17 protein-coding genes are annotated in these 17,471 nt (G+C 71.9%); 10 read left to right on the top strand and 7 right to left on the bottom strand.

The annotated features are described in order from the left end of the window. Window positions 1-43 precede the first annotated feature (43 nt). Window positions 44-196, bottom strand: coding sequence for a hypothetical protein (locus EES42_RS44555; protein ID WP_164495153.1), 153 nt, complete (start codon window positions 194-196; stop codon window positions 44-46). Between the two features lie 221 nt (window positions 197-417). Here EES42_RS44555 and EES42_RS03150 point away from each other — a divergent pair, with 221 nt between their 5' ends. Next, the gene (locus EES42_RS03150; RefSeq protein ID WP_124716541.1) at window positions 418-1,305 is read left to right on the top strand and encodes an NYN domain-containing protein; all 888 of its coding nucleotides are present in this window, start codon (window positions 418-420) and stop codon (window positions 1,303-1,305) included. An 18-nt stretch (window positions 1,306-1,323) separates the two neighbouring features. Here the strand turns inward: EES42_RS03150 and EES42_RS03145 are convergent, their stop codons facing one another. Together EES42_RS03145 and EES42_RS03140 are read right to left on the bottom strand one after the other, a co-directional pair. Next, window positions 1,324-2,169 carry an alpha/beta fold hydrolase gene (locus EES42_RS03145; protein WP_124716540.1) on the bottom strand — a complete coding sequence of 282 codons (846 nt, stop codon included), beginning with the start codon at window positions 2,167-2,169 and terminating at the stop codon, window positions 1,324-1,326. A 108-nt stretch (window positions 2,170-2,277) separates the two neighbouring features. Next, window positions 2,278-4,143, bottom strand: a complete 1,866-nt coding sequence (locus tag EES42_RS03140; RefSeq protein ID WP_206433350.1) for a DEAD/DEAH box helicase — start codon at window positions 4,141-4,143, stop codon at window positions 2,278-2,280. A 484-nt stretch (window positions 4,144-4,627) separates the two neighbouring features. On the opposite strand from EES42_RS03140, the gene EES42_RS03135 reads away from it, so the two are divergent. Next, a complete protein-coding gene (locus EES42_RS03135) occupies window positions 4,628-5,362 on the top strand; it encodes a ferritin-like fold-containing protein (protein WP_124716538.1) in 735 nt (244 codons plus the stop codon). A 33-nt stretch (window positions 5,363-5,395) separates the two neighbouring features. Here EES42_RS03135 and EES42_RS03130 read toward each other — a convergent pair whose 3' ends face one another. From EES42_RS03130 to EES42_RS03115, 4 genes are all read right to left on the bottom strand, one after another. Then, window positions 5,396-5,665 carry a hypothetical protein gene (locus EES42_RS03130; RefSeq protein ID WP_124716537.1) on the bottom strand — a complete coding sequence of 90 codons (270 nt, stop codon included), beginning with the start codon at window positions 5,663-5,665 and terminating at the stop codon, window positions 5,396-5,398. A 215-nt stretch (window positions 5,666-5,880) separates the two neighbouring features. Continuing rightward, window positions 5,881-6,108, bottom strand: a complete 228-nt coding sequence (locus tag EES42_RS03125) for a DUF3107 domain-containing protein (protein ID WP_164495152.1) — start codon at window positions 6,106-6,108, stop codon at window positions 5,881-5,883. A gap of 141 nt (window positions 6,109-6,249) precedes the next feature. Further along, complete coding sequence (locus EES42_RS03120; RefSeq protein WP_018105511.1) at window positions 6,250-6,891, bottom strand: TetR/AcrR family transcriptional regulator; 642 nt, start codon at window positions 6,889-6,891, stop codon at window positions 6,250-6,252. A 168-nt stretch (window positions 6,892-7,059) separates the two neighbouring features. Beyond that, window positions 7,060-7,275, bottom strand: coding sequence for a hypothetical protein (locus tag EES42_RS03115; protein WP_124716535.1), 216 nt, complete (start codon window positions 7,273-7,275; stop codon window positions 7,060-7,062). A 109-nt stretch (window positions 7,276-7,384) separates the two neighbouring features. Between EES42_RS03115 and EES42_RS03110 the strand changes: the two genes are divergently transcribed. From EES42_RS03110 to EES42_RS03080, 8 genes are all read left to right on the top strand, one after another. Then, window positions 7,385-8,350, top strand: a complete 966-nt coding sequence (locus EES42_RS03110) for an alpha/beta hydrolase (RefSeq protein ID WP_124716534.1) — start codon at window positions 7,385-7,387, stop codon at window positions 8,348-8,350. An 8-nt stretch (window positions 8,351-8,358) separates the two neighbouring features. Continuing rightward, window positions 8,359-9,693 (top strand): DUF3152 domain-containing protein, encoded by a 1,335-nt coding sequence (locus EES42_RS03105; RefSeq protein ID WP_124716533.1) that lies wholly within the window; start codon window positions 8,359-8,361, stop codon window positions 9,691-9,693. Window positions 9,694-9,860: 167 nt separating this feature from the next. Continuing rightward, window positions 9,861-9,956, top strand: coding sequence for an Ms4533A family Cys-rich leader peptide (locus tag EES42_RS47530; RefSeq protein ID WP_323138501.1), 96 nt, complete (start codon window positions 9,861-9,863; stop codon window positions 9,954-9,956). Between the two features lie 226 nt (window positions 9,957-10,182). Next, window positions 10,183-11,907: an ABC transporter substrate-binding protein gene (locus tag EES42_RS03100; protein WP_124716532.1), complete on the top strand. Its 1,725-nt coding sequence runs from the start codon at window positions 10,183-10,185 to the stop codon at window positions 11,905-11,907. 2 nt (window positions 11,908-11,909) lie between these two features. Continuing rightward, window positions 11,910-12,893 carry an ABC transporter permease gene (locus tag EES42_RS03095; protein ID WP_124716531.1) on the top strand — a complete coding sequence of 328 codons (984 nt, stop codon included), beginning with the start codon at window positions 11,910-11,912 and terminating at the stop codon, window positions 12,891-12,893. Further along, window positions 12,890-13,879: an ABC transporter permease gene (locus EES42_RS03090; protein ID WP_124716530.1), complete on the top strand. Its 990-nt coding sequence runs from the start codon at window positions 12,890-12,892 to the stop codon at window positions 13,877-13,879. Before EES42_RS03095 ends, EES42_RS03090 begins: the two co-directional genes overlap by 4 nt. Continuing rightward, window positions 13,876-15,453: a dipeptide ABC transporter ATP-binding protein gene (locus EES42_RS03085; RefSeq protein ID WP_124716529.1), complete on the top strand. Its 1,578-nt coding sequence runs from the start codon at window positions 13,876-13,878 to the stop codon at window positions 15,451-15,453. The genes EES42_RS03090 and EES42_RS03085 overlap by 4 nt, the downstream gene beginning before the upstream one ends. Before the next feature lie 190 nt (window positions 15,454-15,643). Further along, a complete protein-coding gene (locus tag EES42_RS03080; RefSeq protein WP_124716528.1) occupies window positions 15,644-17,467 on the top strand; it encodes a glycosyltransferase in 1,824 nt (607 codons plus the stop codon). Window positions 17,468-17,471: the final 4 nt, after the last annotated feature.

The following is a 17,471-nucleotide window of genomic DNA, read 5'->3' as shown; positions in this document are numbered from 1 at the left end:
GCCTTCCGTACGGGGGCGCTTCGTCTTTGAGCGTCGTCGTGCGTTACGAAGCCGAGTTTTCGGCCGGGCGGATATAGATGCGCTGGCCCACGGCTGCGGCCTGCTGCACGATCCGGTTGACGGAGGCGGCGTCCACGACGGTGCTGTCCACGGCGGTACCGTCGACATCGTCGAGTCGCATGATCTCGAAGCGCATAGGGCTTCCCTTCGTCTGATCCTCCTGCTGGAGAACTACTGGGAGGACGGGTGACCCGTCCGCAAGGATGAGAGCCCAGGACATCCCTGTCCTGCGCTCCACGATGTGTACAACGGCTTGCTTCCTGCAAACATTCCCTACGCTAAGGAAATTTTTTGGATGTCTAAGTATCAGCAGGTCACCGAGCATGCGCGGGCGACAAGGTCCACGACGAGGCCCGAATGAACGAGGCAGAGATCCGCGAGCGCCTGGACCGCACCAACGAGCTGCTCCAGCGCATGCTCGCCGAGGTGTCGAAGACCCCCTCGACCCACGCGATCTTCGTGGACGCGGGCTATGTGTACGCCGCGGCCGGACTGCTCGTCACCGGCACCGAGGACCGCCGCTCCTTCGACCTCGACGCGGAAGGGCTGATCGAGGCCTTCATCGACAAGGCCCGGACGATCTTCGCGGACAGCAGACTGCTCCGCGTGTACTGGTACGACGGAGCCAGGCGGCGCATCCACACCGTCGAGCAGCAGTCCATCGCCGAACTCCCCGACGTCAAGGTCAGACTCGGCAACCTCAACGCCAACAACCAGCAGAAGGGCGTCGACTCACTCATCCGCACCGACCTCGAATCGCTCGCCCGGCACCGCGCCATCAGCGACGCGGCACTGGTCGGCGGCGACGAGGACCTGGTCTCCGCGGTGGAGGCGGCGCAGGGCTACGGGGCCCGGGTGCACCTGTGGGGCATCGAGGCGGGGGAGGGGCGCAATCAGGCCGAACCGCTGCTCTGGGAGGTCGACAGCCAGCGCACCTTCGACCTGGACTTCTGCCGCCCCTACGTCACCAGACGCCCTGTCACCACCTACGAGGACGACACCCCCGCGCCCGCGCGCGAGGACGTCCGCTTCGTCGGCGCGCAGATCGCCGCGGCCTGGCTGGCCGCCCGGGGCCGCGAGTCGCTCGCCGACCTGCTGCCCGGCCATCCGTATCTGCCGGGCTCCGTCGACCAGGACCTGCTGGTCGAGGCCGAACGGCTGCTCCAGCACTCGCTGCGCGGCCACGCACACCTGCGGCGGGCCCTGCGCGACGGCTTCTGGCAGCACCTCCAGTCGCAGTACTGAGCCCTCGCGGCCCAGGTCCTACAGGCTGTCCCAGAACGTGGCGATCGCGGCCGCCGTCTCCTGCGGGCGGTCCGTGTTGGGAGAGTGCTCGGCGCCCGCGATCCGGGTGCGGTGCGCGCCGAGCCGCCGCGCCATGTCGTCGAGCAGCGGCACCGGCCAGGTGTCGTCGCGCTCGCCGGAGAGCACATGGACCGGGAGCGGTACGGCGGCGAGTTCGGCCACCCGGTCCGGCTCGGTCACCAGCAGGCGTCCGGTGGTGATCAGCTGGGCCGGCCGGTGGCGCAGCCAGCGCCGGCGCAGCGCCTCGCCGTTCGCCGATGCCACCTCCTCCGGCGGGTCGAGGGCGCGCATCGCCTCCCAGACCCGGGCCATGCTCATCGTTGCGAGTGCGTCGCCGAGGACCTTCACCTTGAGCTGCTGGGCCTCGACGACCTCGGCGGGCCCCGACGACATGAGCGTCAGCGAACGGAACGGCGAGGCGTCGAGCAGCACGGCGGCGCGGGCGATCTGCCCGCCGAGCGAGTGCCCCAGCAGATGTACGGTGCCCGCGCCGCCGAGCGCGGTGGCCTGAGCGAGCACATCGCGGGCCAACTCGCCCTGTGCGTAATCCTCCTGACGGTCCGTCCCGTCCGTCTCGTACTGTCCGCGGCCGTCCACGGCGACGGTCCGGTAACCGGCGGCCGAGAGCGGTTCGAGCAGCGCCACGAAGTCCTCCTTGCTGCCCATGTAGCCGGGCAGCAGGAGGGCGGTGCCGCGGACGGCACCGGGCGGCGAGGCGTCCAGCACGGCGAAGTCACCGCGCGAGGTGCGCAGCTGGTGGGCGTGGGCGCAGGGGGGCGGGGTGAAGGTGTGCGGCCGGCTCATGGGACGAGGTTATGCCGTGGCACGTCCCACGGGCAGCGGGGGACGGCGCACGAACGCCGGACGGGCCCGAGGATGTCCTCGGGCCCGTCCGGCGTTGTCGGCTGCTGCTCAGCCTTCGGTCCTGGCGGCGGCGGCCGCACGCGGCGCCCGACGCCTGCGCGGCTTCGCCTCGGCCTCCTCGGCGGCCGGGGCCTCGGCCACGGTCTCCGTCTTCGGCTTGGCGGCCGCACGGGTGCGGCGACGCGGCTTGGTCTCGGTGACCGGCTCCGAGACCGGGGCGATCTGGAAGTCGACCTCGTCCTCGGCCGGCTTGACCACACGGGCCCGGCGACGCGGCTTGGTCACCGTCTTCGTCTCGGCGACCGGCTCGGAGACCGGGGCGATCTGGAAGTCGACCTCGTCCTCGGCCGGCTTGACCACACGGGCCCGGCGGCGGCGCGGCTTGGTCTCGGCCACGGGCTCGGCCTCGACCGGCGCGGCCTTGGCGGCCTTGGCCGCCTTCGGCTCCACCACGACCTCGACCACGGCCTCCACCGTGCTCACCACGGCCTCGGCGGCGGCCTCCGCCGCACCGACCCGGGTGCGGCGACGGCGACGCGGCGTACGCGGCTCCGCCGGGGCGTCGTCGGCCTCGGTGGCCGGGGCCGGCACCGCGGCGGCGGCCACCGCGTCGGAGACGGCGGAGCCGCCCCGGGTGCGACGGCGCTGACGCGGCGTGCGCGGCGCACGCTCCTCGCGGACGGCGGGCGCCGGGGCCGCGGCGGACTTGCGGCCGCGGCCGCCCGTCTCGCCGAGGTCCTCGATCTCCTCGGCCCGCAGACCCGCCCGGGTCCGCTCGGCGCGCGGCAGGACACCCTTGGTGCCGGCCGGGATGTCGAGCTCCTCGAAGAGGTGCGGCGAGGTGGAGTACGTCTCGACCGGGTCCGGGAACTTCAGGTCGAGCGCCTTGTTGATCAGCTGCCAGCGCGGGATGTCGTCCCAGTCGACCAGCGTGATCGCGATGCCCTTGGCACCCGCGCGACCGGTCCGGCCGATGCGGTGGAGGTACGTCTTCTCGTCCTCCGGCGACTGGTAGTTGATGACGTGGGTCACACCCTCGACATCGATGCCGCGTGCCGCGACGTCGGTGCAGACGAGCACGTCCACCTTGCCGTTGCGGAAGGCGCGCAGCGCCTGCTCACGGGCGCCCTGGCCGAGGTCGCCGTGGACCGCGCCGGACGCGAAGCCGCGCTTCTCCAGCTGCTCGGCGATGTCGGCCGCCGTGCGTTTGGTACGGCAGAAGATCATCGCGAGCCCGCGGCCGTTGGCCTGCAGGATGCGGGAGACCATCTCCGGCTTGTCCATCGAGTGGGCCCGGAAGACGTGCTGCGAGATGTTCGCGACGGTCGCGCCCTCGTCGTCGGGCGAGGTGGCGCGGATGTGCGTCGGCTGCGACATGTAGCGGCGCGCGAGGCCGATGACGGCGCCCGGCATCGTCGCCGAGAACAGCATCGTCTGGCGCGTCGCCGGAAGCATCGTGATGATCTTCTCGACGTCGGGCAGGAAGCCCAGGTCGAGCATCTCGTCGGCCTCGTCGAGCACCAGCGCACGGACGTGCGAGAGGTCGAGCTTGCGCTGTCCGGCCAGGTCGAGCAGGCGGCCCGGGGTGCCGACGATCACGTCGACGCCCTTCTTCAGGGCCTCGACCTGCGGCTCGTACGCGCGACCGCCGTAGATCGCGAGAACGCGGACGTTGCGCACCTTGCCGGCGGTCAGCAGGTCGTTGGTGACCTGCTGGCAGAGCTCACGGGTGGGGACGACGACCAGCGCCTGCGGCGCCTCGGTCAGCTCCTCGGGCTTCGCCCGGCCGGCCTCGACGTCGGCGGGGACGGTGACGCGCTCCAGCAGCGGCAGACCGAAACCGAGGGTCTTGCCGGTGCCGGTCTTGGCCTGGCCGATGACATCGGAGCCGGAGAGCGCGACGGGGAGCGTCATCTCCTGGATGGGGAACGGGGACACAATGCCGACGGCCTCAAGGGCCTCGGCCGTCTCGGGAAGAATCCCGAGTTCACGAAACGTAGTCAGGGTGCTGCCTCTTCTGTGAGACGCGGCCCGAGGCGAACGCTGGGGGTCGTACCGTGCCGGGGTTGGTCATCCGGCCGTGGATGGGCCGGGTGGCGCGGGACCACTGCCGTCGCTCGAGCGCTCGTGCCGCTGAGGGGGCCCCTCATCTGCGGTCGTACGTGTCGTACGCCCCGCGTGGAGGGCTGTCGGGTCGGAGCCGATCGGGCCACCGACCGGGCATCCTCATTCGTTTTCACCATTTTCACGCCACCGGTACGTCCAAAATACTCAGTAGGCGCAATACCACTGTACCCCGGATTCGCGCATGTGTGTTGGGCGAATTCATCGGAACGGTGTGATGTCACTGGCTGACCAGGCCCTTCCGTCCCCCGCCGGGCGGGCTATTCTGCGCTTCATGGAGACGCCTGACAACGCCACTGAAACCTCCGAACCCACCGGAATCGCCGCCCAGGACTGGGCCACCGCTTCCGCGGAGCCGCAGTACCGGGCAGCGGTCGTGGACCTGCTGGGAGCACTCGCGTACGGGGAGCTGGCGGCCTTCGAGCGGCTCGCCGAGGACGCCAAACTCGCGCCGACGCTGGCCGACAAGGCGGAACTGGCGAAGATGGCCTCCGCCGAATTCCACCACTTCGAGCGGCTGACCGACCGGCTGACCGCGGTCGACGTGGAGCCGACCGGCGCCATGGAGCCCTTCGCCAAGGCACTCGACGACTTCCACCGCCAGACCGCGCCGTCGGACTGGCTGGAGGGTCTGGTCAAGGCGTACGTCGGCGACTCGATCGCCAGCGACTTCTACCGGGAGGTCGCGGTCCGGCTCGACTCGGACACCCGCTCCCTCGTCCTGGCCGTGCTCGACGACACCGGGCACGGCAACTTCGCCGTCGAGAAGGTGCGCGCCGCGATCGAGGCGGACCCGCGCGTCGGCGGCCGGCTCGCGCTCTGGGCGCGCCGGCTGATGGGCGAGGCGCTCTCCCAGGCCCAGCGGGTGGTGGCCGACCGCGACGCGCTGTCGACGATGCTCGTCGGCGGCGTGGCCGACGGCTTCGACCTGGCCGAGGTCGGGCGGATGTTCTCGCGGATCACCGAGGCGCACACCAAGCGGATGGCCGCGCTGGGACTGGCCGCGTAGCCGGATCATCGGGGCCGGCCCGCCGGGCCGGCCTCAGGCCGCCGCTGATCGGCTCAGAGGGCGGCTGCGGGGGCGGATCAGCAGCGAGAGCGTCACGGCCCCGATCAGCGCCGAGCCGACCAGCGTGGCCACGACATGGCCCGGACCCAGCACCGAGTGCATGAGATACGCGCCGAACAGGCCTCCCAGAGCGCCGGTGGTGAAGACGGCACGGCGGGACGGGAGCCGGTCCGGCAGCGAGCGGAGCGCCAGCCAGGCGAGGGCGAGTCCGAGCAGTACGGAGCCGAGCGGTTCCAGGATCACAGATGATCACCTCGCGAGTTGCGGGGCGGCTAGGGCCTCTCCGGCAGGTCAGGCCCTAAATCGGTCGTTAGCGGTCCTACCCGTGGGGTGCGGAACGCAACCCTCCTGGGCACAGCCTTCACGCAGGGAGCGCAGGCACCGGCCGGAACGGGGAGCGGCCCGGTGGGAAGTCCCACCGGGCCGCTGCCTCGGTCACTGCTTGAGAGCGTGCTGGGCTACAGCGCGCCGAACCCCACCCGACGGGTGCTGGGCTCGCCGATCTCCACGTAAGCGATCCGGTCGGCCGGCACCAGGACCTTGCGGCCCTTCTCGTCCGTGAGGCTGAGCAGCTGCGCCTTACCGGTGAGAGCCTCGGCGACCGCGCTCTCGACCTCTTCGGCGGAAAGCCCGCTCTCCAGAACGATCTCCCGGGGCGTGTGCTGCACCCCGATCTTGACCTCCACGGCTATGTCCCTCCGACGGTCAGTCCCTGCGCGGTGAGCCGCGCCGTACGCAGCACACATTAGCCCGCTGAGGGGGACCGCCAGTGGTCGGCGGGCAACGCCCGCAGCGAACACGGGCGCGGCCGCGCCGGGCGGCCCGCGTCAGTGCTGATCGATGCCGTGCAGCGGGAAGCCCGCGATGCCCCGCCAGGCCAGCGACGTGAGCAGCTGGACCGCGGTGTCGCGCGGAATGGCCGAACGGCTGGAGAGCCAGTAGCGGGCGACCACCTGGGAGACCCCGCCCAGGCCGACCGCGAGTAGCATCGACTCGTCCTTGGACAGCCCCGTGTCACCGGCGATGACGTCGGAGATCGCCTCGGCGCACTGCAGCGAGACCCGGTCGACGCGCTCGCGCACCGCCGGCTCGTTGGTCAGGTCGGACTCGAAGACCAGCCGGAAGGCGCCGCCCTCGTCCTCCACGTACGCGAAGTACGCGTCCATGGTCGCCGCGACCCGCAGCTTGTTGTCGGTGGTTGACGCCAGGGCCGTACGGACCGCCTGCAGAAGCGATTCGCAGTGCTGGTCGAGAAGGGCCAGATAGAGCTCCAGCTTGCCCGGGAAGTGCTGGTAGAGCACCGGCTTGCTGACCCCGGCCCGCTCGGCGATGTCGTCCATCGCGGCGGAGTGGTAGCCCTGCGCCACAAAGACTTCCTGCGCGGCGCCCAGCAGCTGATTGCGTCGGGCGCGGCGAGGCAGGCGAGTGCCTCGCGGACGCGCCGCCTCGGTCTGCTCGATGGCTGTCACGCCGCCTCCCAAATTTGTGATCGGACACAGCTTTTCCGTGCACGCTGCGCCGTACAGCCATCGTACTTTTGGGTAACCCGGGTATGCGCGGCGCGGACGCAGAATTTCATGGACCGGACGGCTGCGGTAGCCACAGATTCCGCGGCCACCGGAACAAATCAGGTTGTATCAGCGGTATTCGTCCTCATCCTGTGCGACGACTCGGGCCTGCTCCGCCGCATCCGCCTCGTCGGCACCGTCCCGGTCGATCTCGGTGAGCGGTTCGTCGCTGCGTTGCTGGAGATCGGCCCGCTGCTCGGCGGCGTCCGCCCGGGGCGTCTCCTGGTCGGGTTCGTCCGGCTGGATGTCCTCGAAGGTCTCCGGGTCGCTGGGGTCGACCGTCATGGTGACTCCCTTCCTTGCTTCGAGCGTAGGAGCTGCGTCCGTGGGCCGCTACGCGGTCTGTGACCGCGAACACATCAATCGGGGTGTGATCGTCTCGTAACATTGCCGCATGTCTTCGACCGAACTGCCGGGAGTCCGTGCCGTCGCCGCCGCGGTGTCCCCCGCGGTGGGCACCGTCGGGGTCGCGGAGGGGGAGGAGCTGCGCTCCGTCGCGCTGCCCGGGCTGACGCTGACCGTCCGGTCCCGGCCGCCGGAGCGGACCGGACTGCCGCCCGCGCTCTACGTGCACGGGCTCGGCGGCTCCTCGCAGAACTGGTCGGCGCTGATGCCGCTGCTCCAGGACGTGGTGGACGGCGAGGCCGTCGACCTGCCCGGCTTCGGCGACTCCCCGCCCCCGGACGACGGGAACTACTCGGTCACCGGGCACGCCCGTGCCGTGATCCGGTTCCTCGACGCGGACGGGCGCGGACCGGTACATCTGTTCGGCAATTCGCTCGGCGGTGCCGTGGCCACCCGGGTCGCCGCGGTCCGTCCGGACCTGGTGCGCACCCTCACCCTCGTCTCGCCCGCCCTCCCGGAGCTGCGGGTACAGCGCTCCGCCGTGCCGACGGGGCTGCTCGCGGTGCCCGGTGTGGCCGGCCTGTTCGCCCGGCTGACCAGGGACTGGTCGGCCGAGGACCGCACCCGCGGGGTGACCGCGCTCTGTTACGGCGATCCGGGCCGCGTCTCCGAACCGGGCTTCCGCGCCGCGGTGGCCGAAATGGAGCGCCGGATGGAGCTGCCGTACTTCTGGGACGCGATGGCGCGCTCGGCACGTGGCATTGTCGATGCGTACACGCTCGGCGGCCAGCACGGACTGTGGCGCCAGGCCGAGCGGGTGCTCGCACCGACCCAACTCGTGTACGGCGGACGGGACCAGCTCGTCTCGTACCGGATGGCACGCAAGGCGGCCGCGGCCTACCGGGACTCACGGCTGCTGACGCTGCCCGACGCCGGGCACGTGGCGATGATGGAGTACCCGGAGGTGGTCGCCCAGGCCTTCCGGGAACTGCTCGACGAACGCGGCGGGAGCTGATCCGGGGCGTGGGACGACATAGTCGAAAGGGCCCCAAACCCTCGGGGCCCGACATCGAGGCCGCCGCCGCGACCGCAGGCGGCGACCGCGAGGCAGCCAGGCAGCCGGGCCCCGGCACCGGTCGGCGCCGCAGGGCGGCGGACGCGCCGGGAGGCTCCGACGGGCACGCCCCGTTCCAGCAGGCCGGACACGTCCGCGGCGGCCACCCCGAGCAGCGCGAACCCGGCGGCGGCTGGGGGACCGGGCCGCAGCCCCGGTTCCGGGCCGAGGACCACCGGACCGCTGGGCGGCAGACCTCGGCCCGGCCGCAGGGGGCGCCCCGGCAACAGCCGCAGACCGGCACCCGGCCGCTGATACCGGGACCGCGCCGCGAGTTCGTCGAGGCATTCGACTCGGCGCCCGCACAGCGCGGGCCCTCCGTCCCGCCGGCCCGCACCGCCGATCCGCACGTCCCGGCGACAGGAGGGGACGAGCGGCCGCCCGGAGGCACCGACGGCCCGGCACCCGCCAAGGACGGCAAGGACGGCAAGGACGGCAAGGGCGCCAAGGGGCGCACCTTCACCGGGATCGCGGCCGCCGCGGTGACCACCGTGCTCGCGGTGGTCGTGGCAGGGCAGGTCGCCCAGGACAACGGCGGCGGGACCACCGCCGCGCAGCCCGCGGGCGTCGACCGGGAAGGGCGCGACGGTACCTCCCGCTCGGACGACCGGGAGACCCCGAAGCCGGTGCGGGTCAAGCCGCTCTCGTACGAGCAGAAGATGGCCAAGGCCTATCCGCTCGCGCCGAAGCTGAAGGCTTCGGGGAAGTTCGAGGCGGTTCCGGGGACGGCGAAGGCCCCGGGCAGGGGACACAAGTACAGGTACCGGATCGACGTGGAGAAGGGCCTCGGCCTCGACGCCGCGCTCTTCGCCAGGGCCGTCCAGGAGACGCTCAACGACGACCGCAGCTGGGCGCACGACGGGGAGATGACCTTCGAGCGGATCTCCTCCGGCGACCCCGACTTCGTGATCACCCTGGCCAGCCCCGGGACCACCGGCGAGTGGTGCGAGAAGTCGGGGCTGGACACGACGGTGGACAACGTCAGCTGCGACTCCGCCGCGACCGAGCGCGTGATGATCAACGCCTACCGCTGGGCGCAGGGGTCCTCGACCTTCGGTCCGGACAAACTCTTCGCCTACCGCCAGATGCTGATCAACCATGAGGTCGGTCACCGGCTGGGGCACAACCATGTGAGCTGCGGCACGCCCGGTGCCCTCGCCCCGGTGATGCAGCAGCAGACCAAGTCGCTGAACATCGACGGAATCAAGTGCCGCCCCAACGCCTGGGTGCATCCGCCCAGTTGATCCGGGAAGGGGCGGCCCCGCAGGTGCGACGGGCCGCCTCCCGGGCCTGCCGGGCCCCGTGGCCGTACGTGGAACCGGCACGCGCATGCCCATGGGCTGTCCGAATGGTGAGACGGGCGTCTCAATTCGCGTTGACATCCCCTGGGCGGTGATCCATATTTCTCGGCATGTCACACGGCCCCGTCCTCCCCGATCGCGCAGTCATAGAGCTGGCGCTCATCGGTGTGACCGGGCACAGTGTCGCCGACATCGACTGTTGCTGACGCCTGCCCGAGCGCGCGTCCGCCCGCGGTCCGAGCCCTGAACGGGCCGGGCCGCCACGCATGACCGCCGCGCCGGGCGCATTCCGTCCGCAGGCGCGGCAGTTCGCTGTTTCCGGTCACCTTCCCCACTCACCGACCGGCTGTGTGCACTCGCTCTCGTCGCTGCCTGCGCGGAACCATTTCGTCCCGTTTTCTCCAGGCAGTACACCCGAGAGGTCATCTTCCGATGCGTCAACCGTCCGTCATATCGCGCCGCGTGGCCGCGGCCACCGCAGTACTCGTCGTGGCGGCGGGTGCCGCGGCCTGCGGGCCCAAGGACAACAAGGGCGGCGACGGCAGCTCCGGCGCGGCGGGCAAGCCGCAGAAGGGCGGCACGCTCACCGTCCTCAACAGCAAGCCGCAGGAGGACTTCGACCCCGCGCGGCTCTACACCTCCGGCGGCGGCAACGTCCCGTCCCTGGTCTTCCGCACGCTCACCACCCGCAACCGGGAGGACGGCGCCGCCGGCGCGAAGGTCGTCCCCGACCTCGCGACCGACCTGGGCACGCCCAGCAAGAACGCCACCGTGTGGACGTACACCCTCAAGGACGGCCTGAAGTACGAGGACGGCACGGCGATCACCAGTGCCGACATCAAGTACGGCATCGAGCGCTCCTTCGCCGCCGAGCTCTCCGGCGGTGCGCCCTACCTGCGCGACTGGCTGATCGGCGGCGCCGACTACCAGGGCCCGTACAAGGACAAGAAGGGCCTCGACTCGATCGAGACGCCCGACGCGAAGACGATCGTCTTCCACCTCGACAAGCCGGAGGGCGAATTCCCCTTCCTGGCCACCCAGACCCAGACCACCCCGGTGCCCAGGGCCAAGGACAACGGCACCAAGTACGAGGAGCACCCGATCTCCTCGGGCCCGTACAAGGTCGTCAAGAACGAGGGTGACGGCGAGCGCCTGATCCTGGAGCGCAACCCGCACTGGTCGGCGTCGACCGACGAGGAGCGCAAGGCGTACCCCGACCGGATCGACGTGCGCTCCGGGCTCGACTCCGCCGTCATCAACCAGCGGCTGTCCGCCTCGCAGGGCGCCGACGCCGCCGCCGTCACCACCGACACCAACCTGGGCCCGGCCGAGCTGGCCAAGGTCACCGGCGACAAGAAGCTCGCCGCCCGCGTCGGCACCGGCCACTTCGGCTACACCAACTACATCGCCTTCAATCCGAAGGTGAAGCCCTTCGACGACCCGAAGGTGCGTCAGGCGATCTCGTACGCCGTCGACCGCTCCTCCGTGGTCAACGCGGCCGGCGGCTCCTCGCTCGCCGAGCCCGCCACCACCTTCCTGCCCGACCAGGCGGCCTTCGGCCACACGCCGTACGACCACTTCCCGGCCGGCAAGAACGGCAACGCGACCAAGGCCAAGGAGCTGCTGAAGGAGGCCGGTCACCCCAAGGGGCTGACCGTCACCCTCACCCACTCCAACGACAAGGACTTCGCCACCAGCCCGGAGATCGCCACCGCGCTCCAGGAGGCGCTGAAGAAGGCCGGCATCACGGTCAAGCTCCAGGGACTGGAGAGCAACGACTACTCCGACACGGTCTACAACCTGAAGAGCGAGCCCGGCTTCTTCCTCGGCGGCTGGGGCGCCGACTGGCCGTCCGGCGGCCCGTTCTTCGCGCCGATCTTCGACGGGCGCCAGATCGTCAAGTCCGGCTACAACTTCAACTCCGGTCAGCTGAACGACGCCGCGGTCAACAAGGAGATCGACGAGATCAACAAGCTGACCGACCTGGACGCCGCCGCGAAGCGCTGGGGCGCGCTCGACAAGAAGGTCGGCGAGCAGGCACTGACCGTGCCGCTGTTCCACCCGGTCTACAAGCGTCTGTACGGCGAGTCCGTCAAGAACGTCGTGATCAGCGACTGGACCGGCGTGCTCGACATCTCGCAGGTCGCGGTCAAGTAGTCATGTCGCAAGTACTGCCGGCCGAGGGGGCGGGGGCCGTCGAGGCCCCCGCCCCCGGGGCCCATCCGTTCTGGCGGCGGCTGCGCGCCCGGCGCTCGGCCCTCGTGGCGGCCGCGATCGTCGCCCTGCTGGTCCTGGCCGCGCTCGCGGCCCCGCTGCTCGCGGGCATCGAGGGCCAGGACCCCACCACCTACCACCCGGATCTCGTCGACTCCGCCTCCGGCGGGGTGCCCATCGGCTCCTTCGGCGGGATCAGCGCCGAGCACTGGCTCGGCGTCGAACCGCTCACCGGACGCGACCTGTTCGCCCGCATCGTGTACGGCGCCCGGGTCTCGCTCGGCGTCGCGCTCGGCGCCACCCTGCTCCAGGTGATCATCGGCGTCGGCATCGGGCTGGCGGCCGGGCTCGGCAACCGCTTCGTCGACCAGGCGCTCAGCCGGATCACCGACGTCGTGGTCGCGCTGCCCGTCATGGTGACCGCGCTCGGCGCGCTCGCCGTCGTACCCACCAGCTTCCCCCGCCCGGTCCTGATCGCCGTGATCATCGGCCTGGTCGGCTGGTCCGGCACCTCGAAGATCGTGCGCGCCCAGACGCTCTCGCTGAAATCGCGCGACCACGTCGCCGCCGCCCGGCTCAGCGGCTGGGGCTCCTGGCAGATCGCCAGGCGCGAACTGCTGCCCGCCCTCGCCGCCCCCGTCATCACCTACGCGGTGCTGCTCTTCCCGTCCAACATCGTCGTCGAGGCGGCCCTGTCCTTCCTCGGCGTCGGCATCAAGCCGCCCACGCCGTCCTGGGGACAGATGCTCAGCGACGCCGACACCTGGTACCAGGCGGCACCCACCTATCTGCTGATCCCCGCCCTGCTGCTCTTCGTCACCGTGCTGGCGCTGACCGTCCTCGGCGAGGGCGTGCGCACCGCGCTCGACCCGCGCGCCGAGTCCCGGCTGCGGATCGGCACCGGACGGAAGAAGGAGGCCGACGCGTGAAGTGGTTCCTGCTCAGACGCCTCGGCGGCGCACTCTTCGTGCTGCTCGCCCTCAGCGTCGTCGTCTACGCCGCCTTCTACGTGGCCCCCGGCAACGTCGCGCAGATCGCCTGCGGTCCGCGCTGCTCGCCCGCACAGGTGGCGCAGGTCAGCGAACAACTGCACCTGGGCGACCCGCTGTACACGCAGTACTGGCACTTCCTCCAGGGGCTCTTCGCCGGCCGCGACTACTCGACCGGCACCGGGGTGCTGCACTGCCAGGCACCCTGCCTGGGGCTCTCGTACCAGAGCGACCAGCAGGTCACCGAGCTCATCCTGGCCAAGCTCCCGGCCACCGCCTCGCTCGCCGTCGGCGCCTTCGTGCTGTGGATGCTGCTCGGCGTCGGCACCGGACTGCTCTCGGTGTGGCGGCGCGGCCGGCTGACCGAGCGCGTCCTCACCTGGATCACCCTGGCGGGCATGGCGACCCCGGTCTTCGTCATCGGACTGCTGCTGATCATCGTCCTGGTGACGGCGCTCCAGATCCTGCCGTTCCCGGACTACGTACCGCTCACCGAGGACCCCGAGCAGTGGGCCTGGAACCTGCTGCTGCCCTGGATCTCGCTGGCCCTGGTGTCCGCGGCCCCGTACGCCCGGATGACCCGGGCCTCGATGATGGAGACCCTCGCCGAGGACCATGTGCGCACCTTCAGGGCGTACGGGGTCGGCGAACGGGCGCTCGTCGGGCGGCACGCGCTGCGCGGTGCGCTGGCGCCGGTGATCGCGCTCGGCGCACTCGACATCGGCTCGATGTTCGGCGGCGCCGTCCTCACCGAGTCGCTCTTCGGGATTCCGGGGGTCGGCCGTGAACTCGTCGACGCCGTGAAGCACGTGGACCTTCCGGTGGTCGTCGGTCTGGTGCTGGTCACCGGCTTCTTCGTGGTCCTCGCCAATGCCGTCGCGGACATTCTCCAGGCGATGGCCGACCGACGGGTGGTACTGGCATGAGCCTGGTCGAAGTCTCCGATCTCTCGATCTCGTTCGGCGACGTACGGGCCGTGGACGGGCTGTCGTTCTCGCTGGAGGCCGGCGGCGCGCTCGGCGTGGTCGGCGAGTCCGGCTCCGGCAAGAGCGCCTCGGCGTACGCCCTGCTCGGACTCCACCGGGGGACCGGCGCGAAGGTCAGTGGCTCGATCCGGGTCGCCGGGGTGGACGTGAGCGCCGCGGACGACGCGGAACTGCGGGCGCTGCGCGGCGCGAAGGCCGCGATGGTCTTCCAGGACCCGCTGTCCTCACTGGACCCGTACTACGCGGTCGGCGACCAGATCGCCGAGGTGTACCGGGTGCACAACCGGGCTTCCCGCCGGGCGGCGCGGGCGCGGGCGGTGGAGGTGCTGGACCGGGTCGGGATTCCCGACGCGGCACGGCGCTCCCGGTCGAGGCCGCACGAGTTCTCCGGCGGTATGCGCCAGCGGGCGCTGATCGCCATGGCGCTGGCCTGCGAGCCCCAGCTGCTCATCGCCGACGAGCCGACGACCGCCCTGGACGTCACCGTCCAGGCCCAGATCCTGGACCTGCTGCACGATCTGCGCCGCGAGACGGGCATGGGGCTGCTGCTGGTCACGCACGACGTGGGCGTGGCGGCGGAGTCGGTCGACGAGGTGCTGGTCATGCAGTCGGGCCGGGCGGTGGAGCGTGGGCCGGTGGGCGAGGTGCTGGTGGCACCGCGCGAGCCGTACACGAAGGCGCTGCTGTCCGCGGTGCCCCGGGTGACGGAGCCGCGCGTTCCGTCCGATACGGCGGCGGACGACGGCGAGGTGCTCGTCGAGGCCGACGGCGTCCGGCAGGTGTTCGGCAGGGGGAAGTCCGCCCTCGCCGCCGTCGACGGGGTCTCCCTCACCGTCCGGCGCGGCGAGACCCTCGGCGTCGTCGGGGAGAGCGGCAGCGGCAAGACCACCCTCGGGCGGATGCTCGTCGGACTGCTGGAGCCCACCGAGGGGCGGCTCACCCGGGATGCCCGGGTGCAGATGGTCTTCCAGGACCCCGTCTCCTCCCTCAATCCCCGCCGCTCGATCGGCGAGTCGGTCGCCGACCCGCTGCGCGCCTCCGGGCAGCGCGACGGGGCCGCGATCAGGGCGCGGGTGCGGGACCTGCTGGCCCGGGTCGGGCTCGACCCGGACAGCTACGACCGCTACCCGCACGAGTTCAGCGGCGGGCAGCGCCAGCGCGTCGGGATCGCCCGGGCGCTGGCCGCCGAGCCGGAGCTGATCGTCTGCGACGAGGCGGTCTCCGCGCTCGACGTGACGACCCAGGCCCAGGTGACCGCCCTGCTCGCGGAACTCCAGCGGGAACTGGGCCTCGCCCTGGTCTTCATCGCGCACGACCTCGCCGTCGTACGGCAGGTCAGCGACCGGGTCGCCGTCATGCGGCAGGGCCGGATCGTGGAGGAGGGCGAGGTGGACCAGGTGTACGGCGACCCGCAGGACCCGTACACCAAGCAGCTGCTGGCGGCCGTTCCCGCGCTCGATCCGGCGCTCGCGGCGGTGCGCCGCGCGGCCCGCAAGGAGCTGGCCGCCGCCTGACGCTCGGTGACCGTTCGCTCCCATAGCGCGACAGAACGCTATCGGGGCGGGAAAGTTACGACGGTTCACCCCTTTCGGTGGTGCGACGGACAACCGTCCGTCGCACCACCGGCGTATCCGCTTACGGTCGTCCCGCTGTGAGCCGCCATTTCAACGGCGGCCGCCCACAAGGGAGATCGGGGGTGTACTCGTGCGGATCGGACTGCTCACCGACGGTGGATATCCGCATGCGAACGGTGAGTCCGGGCTCTGGTGCGACCGCCTGGTACGCGGGCTCGCACAGCACGAGTTCGATCTCTTCGCGCTCAGCCGCTCCGCCGAACAGGAGGAGCGGGGCTGGGTGCCGCTCCCGATCCAGGTCGGCCGGGTGCGGACGGCGCCGCTCTGGACGGCCGACGAGGACGTGCCGGGCACCCGGGCCCCCAGGGGGCTGCTCGCCCGGATGGTGACCGGCGGCCACGCCCGCCCGTACGGACGGCGCGAACGGCAGCGCTTCACGGCCCACCTCGCGGCTCTCGCGGCCTCGGTCTGCGCGGCGGGCGCGGCCGGCGGCGAGCGCGACGCCTCGGGCGGGGAAGCGGCCGCCGGCGGGCCGGGCGGCGACGGGCGTACGTCCGCAACCGCGGACGCGCGGTTCACCCAGGGTCTGTACGGCCTCGCCGAACTCGCCCGTGAGCACGGCGGGCTCACCGCGGCCCTCCGCTCCGAGACCGCCGTGCGGGTGCTCGAAGCGGCCTGTCGCGCCCCCGGCACCGGGCGCACCGTCCAGACCGCCACCGTCCCCGACCTCCTCGCCTTCGCCCGGGAGCTGGACCGGGTGCTCCGCCCGCTCTCGTTCGACTGGTACGACGAGGAGGGCCTCGGCGCGGTCGACCTCTGTCATGCGACGTCCGGTGGCGCCGCCGCTCTGCCGGGGCTGCTGGCCAAACGCTTCTTCGGGGTGCCGCTGCTGGTCACCGAGTACGGCGTGCAGCTGCGGGCGCACTACCTCGCGGCGACCGGCACCGAGCTGAACGCGCCGGTGCGCGCCCTGCTCGCCGGCTTCCACGGACGGCTCGCCACCGAGGTGTACCGGCAGGCCGCCGTCGTCACCCAGGGCAACGCCCACGCCCGCCGCTGGCAGGAGCGGTGCGGCGCCGAGCGGGAGAAGCTGCGCACCGTCCACCCCGGCATGGAGTCCGAGCGCTTCACGGCGCTGGGGGAGAGCGGCGACAGCGGCCCCGACGACACCCTGGTCTGGGTCGGCCGGATCGAGCCCGCCAAGGATCTGATCGCGCTGCTGCATGCCTTCGCGGAGGTACGGAAGGCCGAGCCGGACACCCGGCTGAGGATCATCGGCGCGCCGGCACCGGGCCCGGAAGGCGCCGCCCACCTCGCACACTGCCGGGCGCTCGCCGCCCAGCTCTTCCCCGACGAGGCCACGGACGCGCACGCCGTCGGCGACAACCCGGTCTCCTTCGAGGACATCGGCGGGGCCGAGGTGCCCGAACTGCCGGACGCCTACGCGGCGGGCGGGGTCGTCGTCCTCTCCAGCGTGACGGAGGGCTTTCCGGCCGGTCTCGTCGAGGCGATGTTCTGCGGCCGGGCCACCGTGTCCACGGACGTCGGCGCGGTCGTCGAGGTCATCGGCGGCACCGGGCTCGTGGTGCCCCCGCGCAACCCCCGGGCGCTGGCCGATGCCTGCCTCGCGCTGCTGCGGGACCCCGAGCGCCGTGCACGGCTCGGAGCGGCGGCGCGCGCCCGCGCACTCGAACTCTTCACCGTCGAACAGAACCTCGCGGCATTTCGCGGCATCTACCTGGAGCTGATCTCGCACTCCCCGGTGCGCAGGGAGGCCGAAGCGGTGGACGCCGACGGCGGACCGCGTCCGTTCGCCACCCCGCCCGAGGCACACGTCCTGGGCCCGTGGGCCGGCCCGGGCGCCGCCCCGGCCGGCCGCACCCCCAGCTGGGCCGCCGCCGGACCCCGGACCGTCTGCGCGGGAGCGCGGGGAGCGGGTGGCGGCGATGCGTGAACAA

Origin of the sequence: Streptomyces sp. ADI95-17 (assembly GCF_003846175.1) — a bacterium.
Lineage (GTDB): Bacteria > Actinomycetota > Actinomycetes > Streptomycetales > Streptomycetaceae > Streptomyces > Streptomyces sanglieri.
This window is presented reverse-complemented; position numbering and strand designations above follow the sequence as displayed.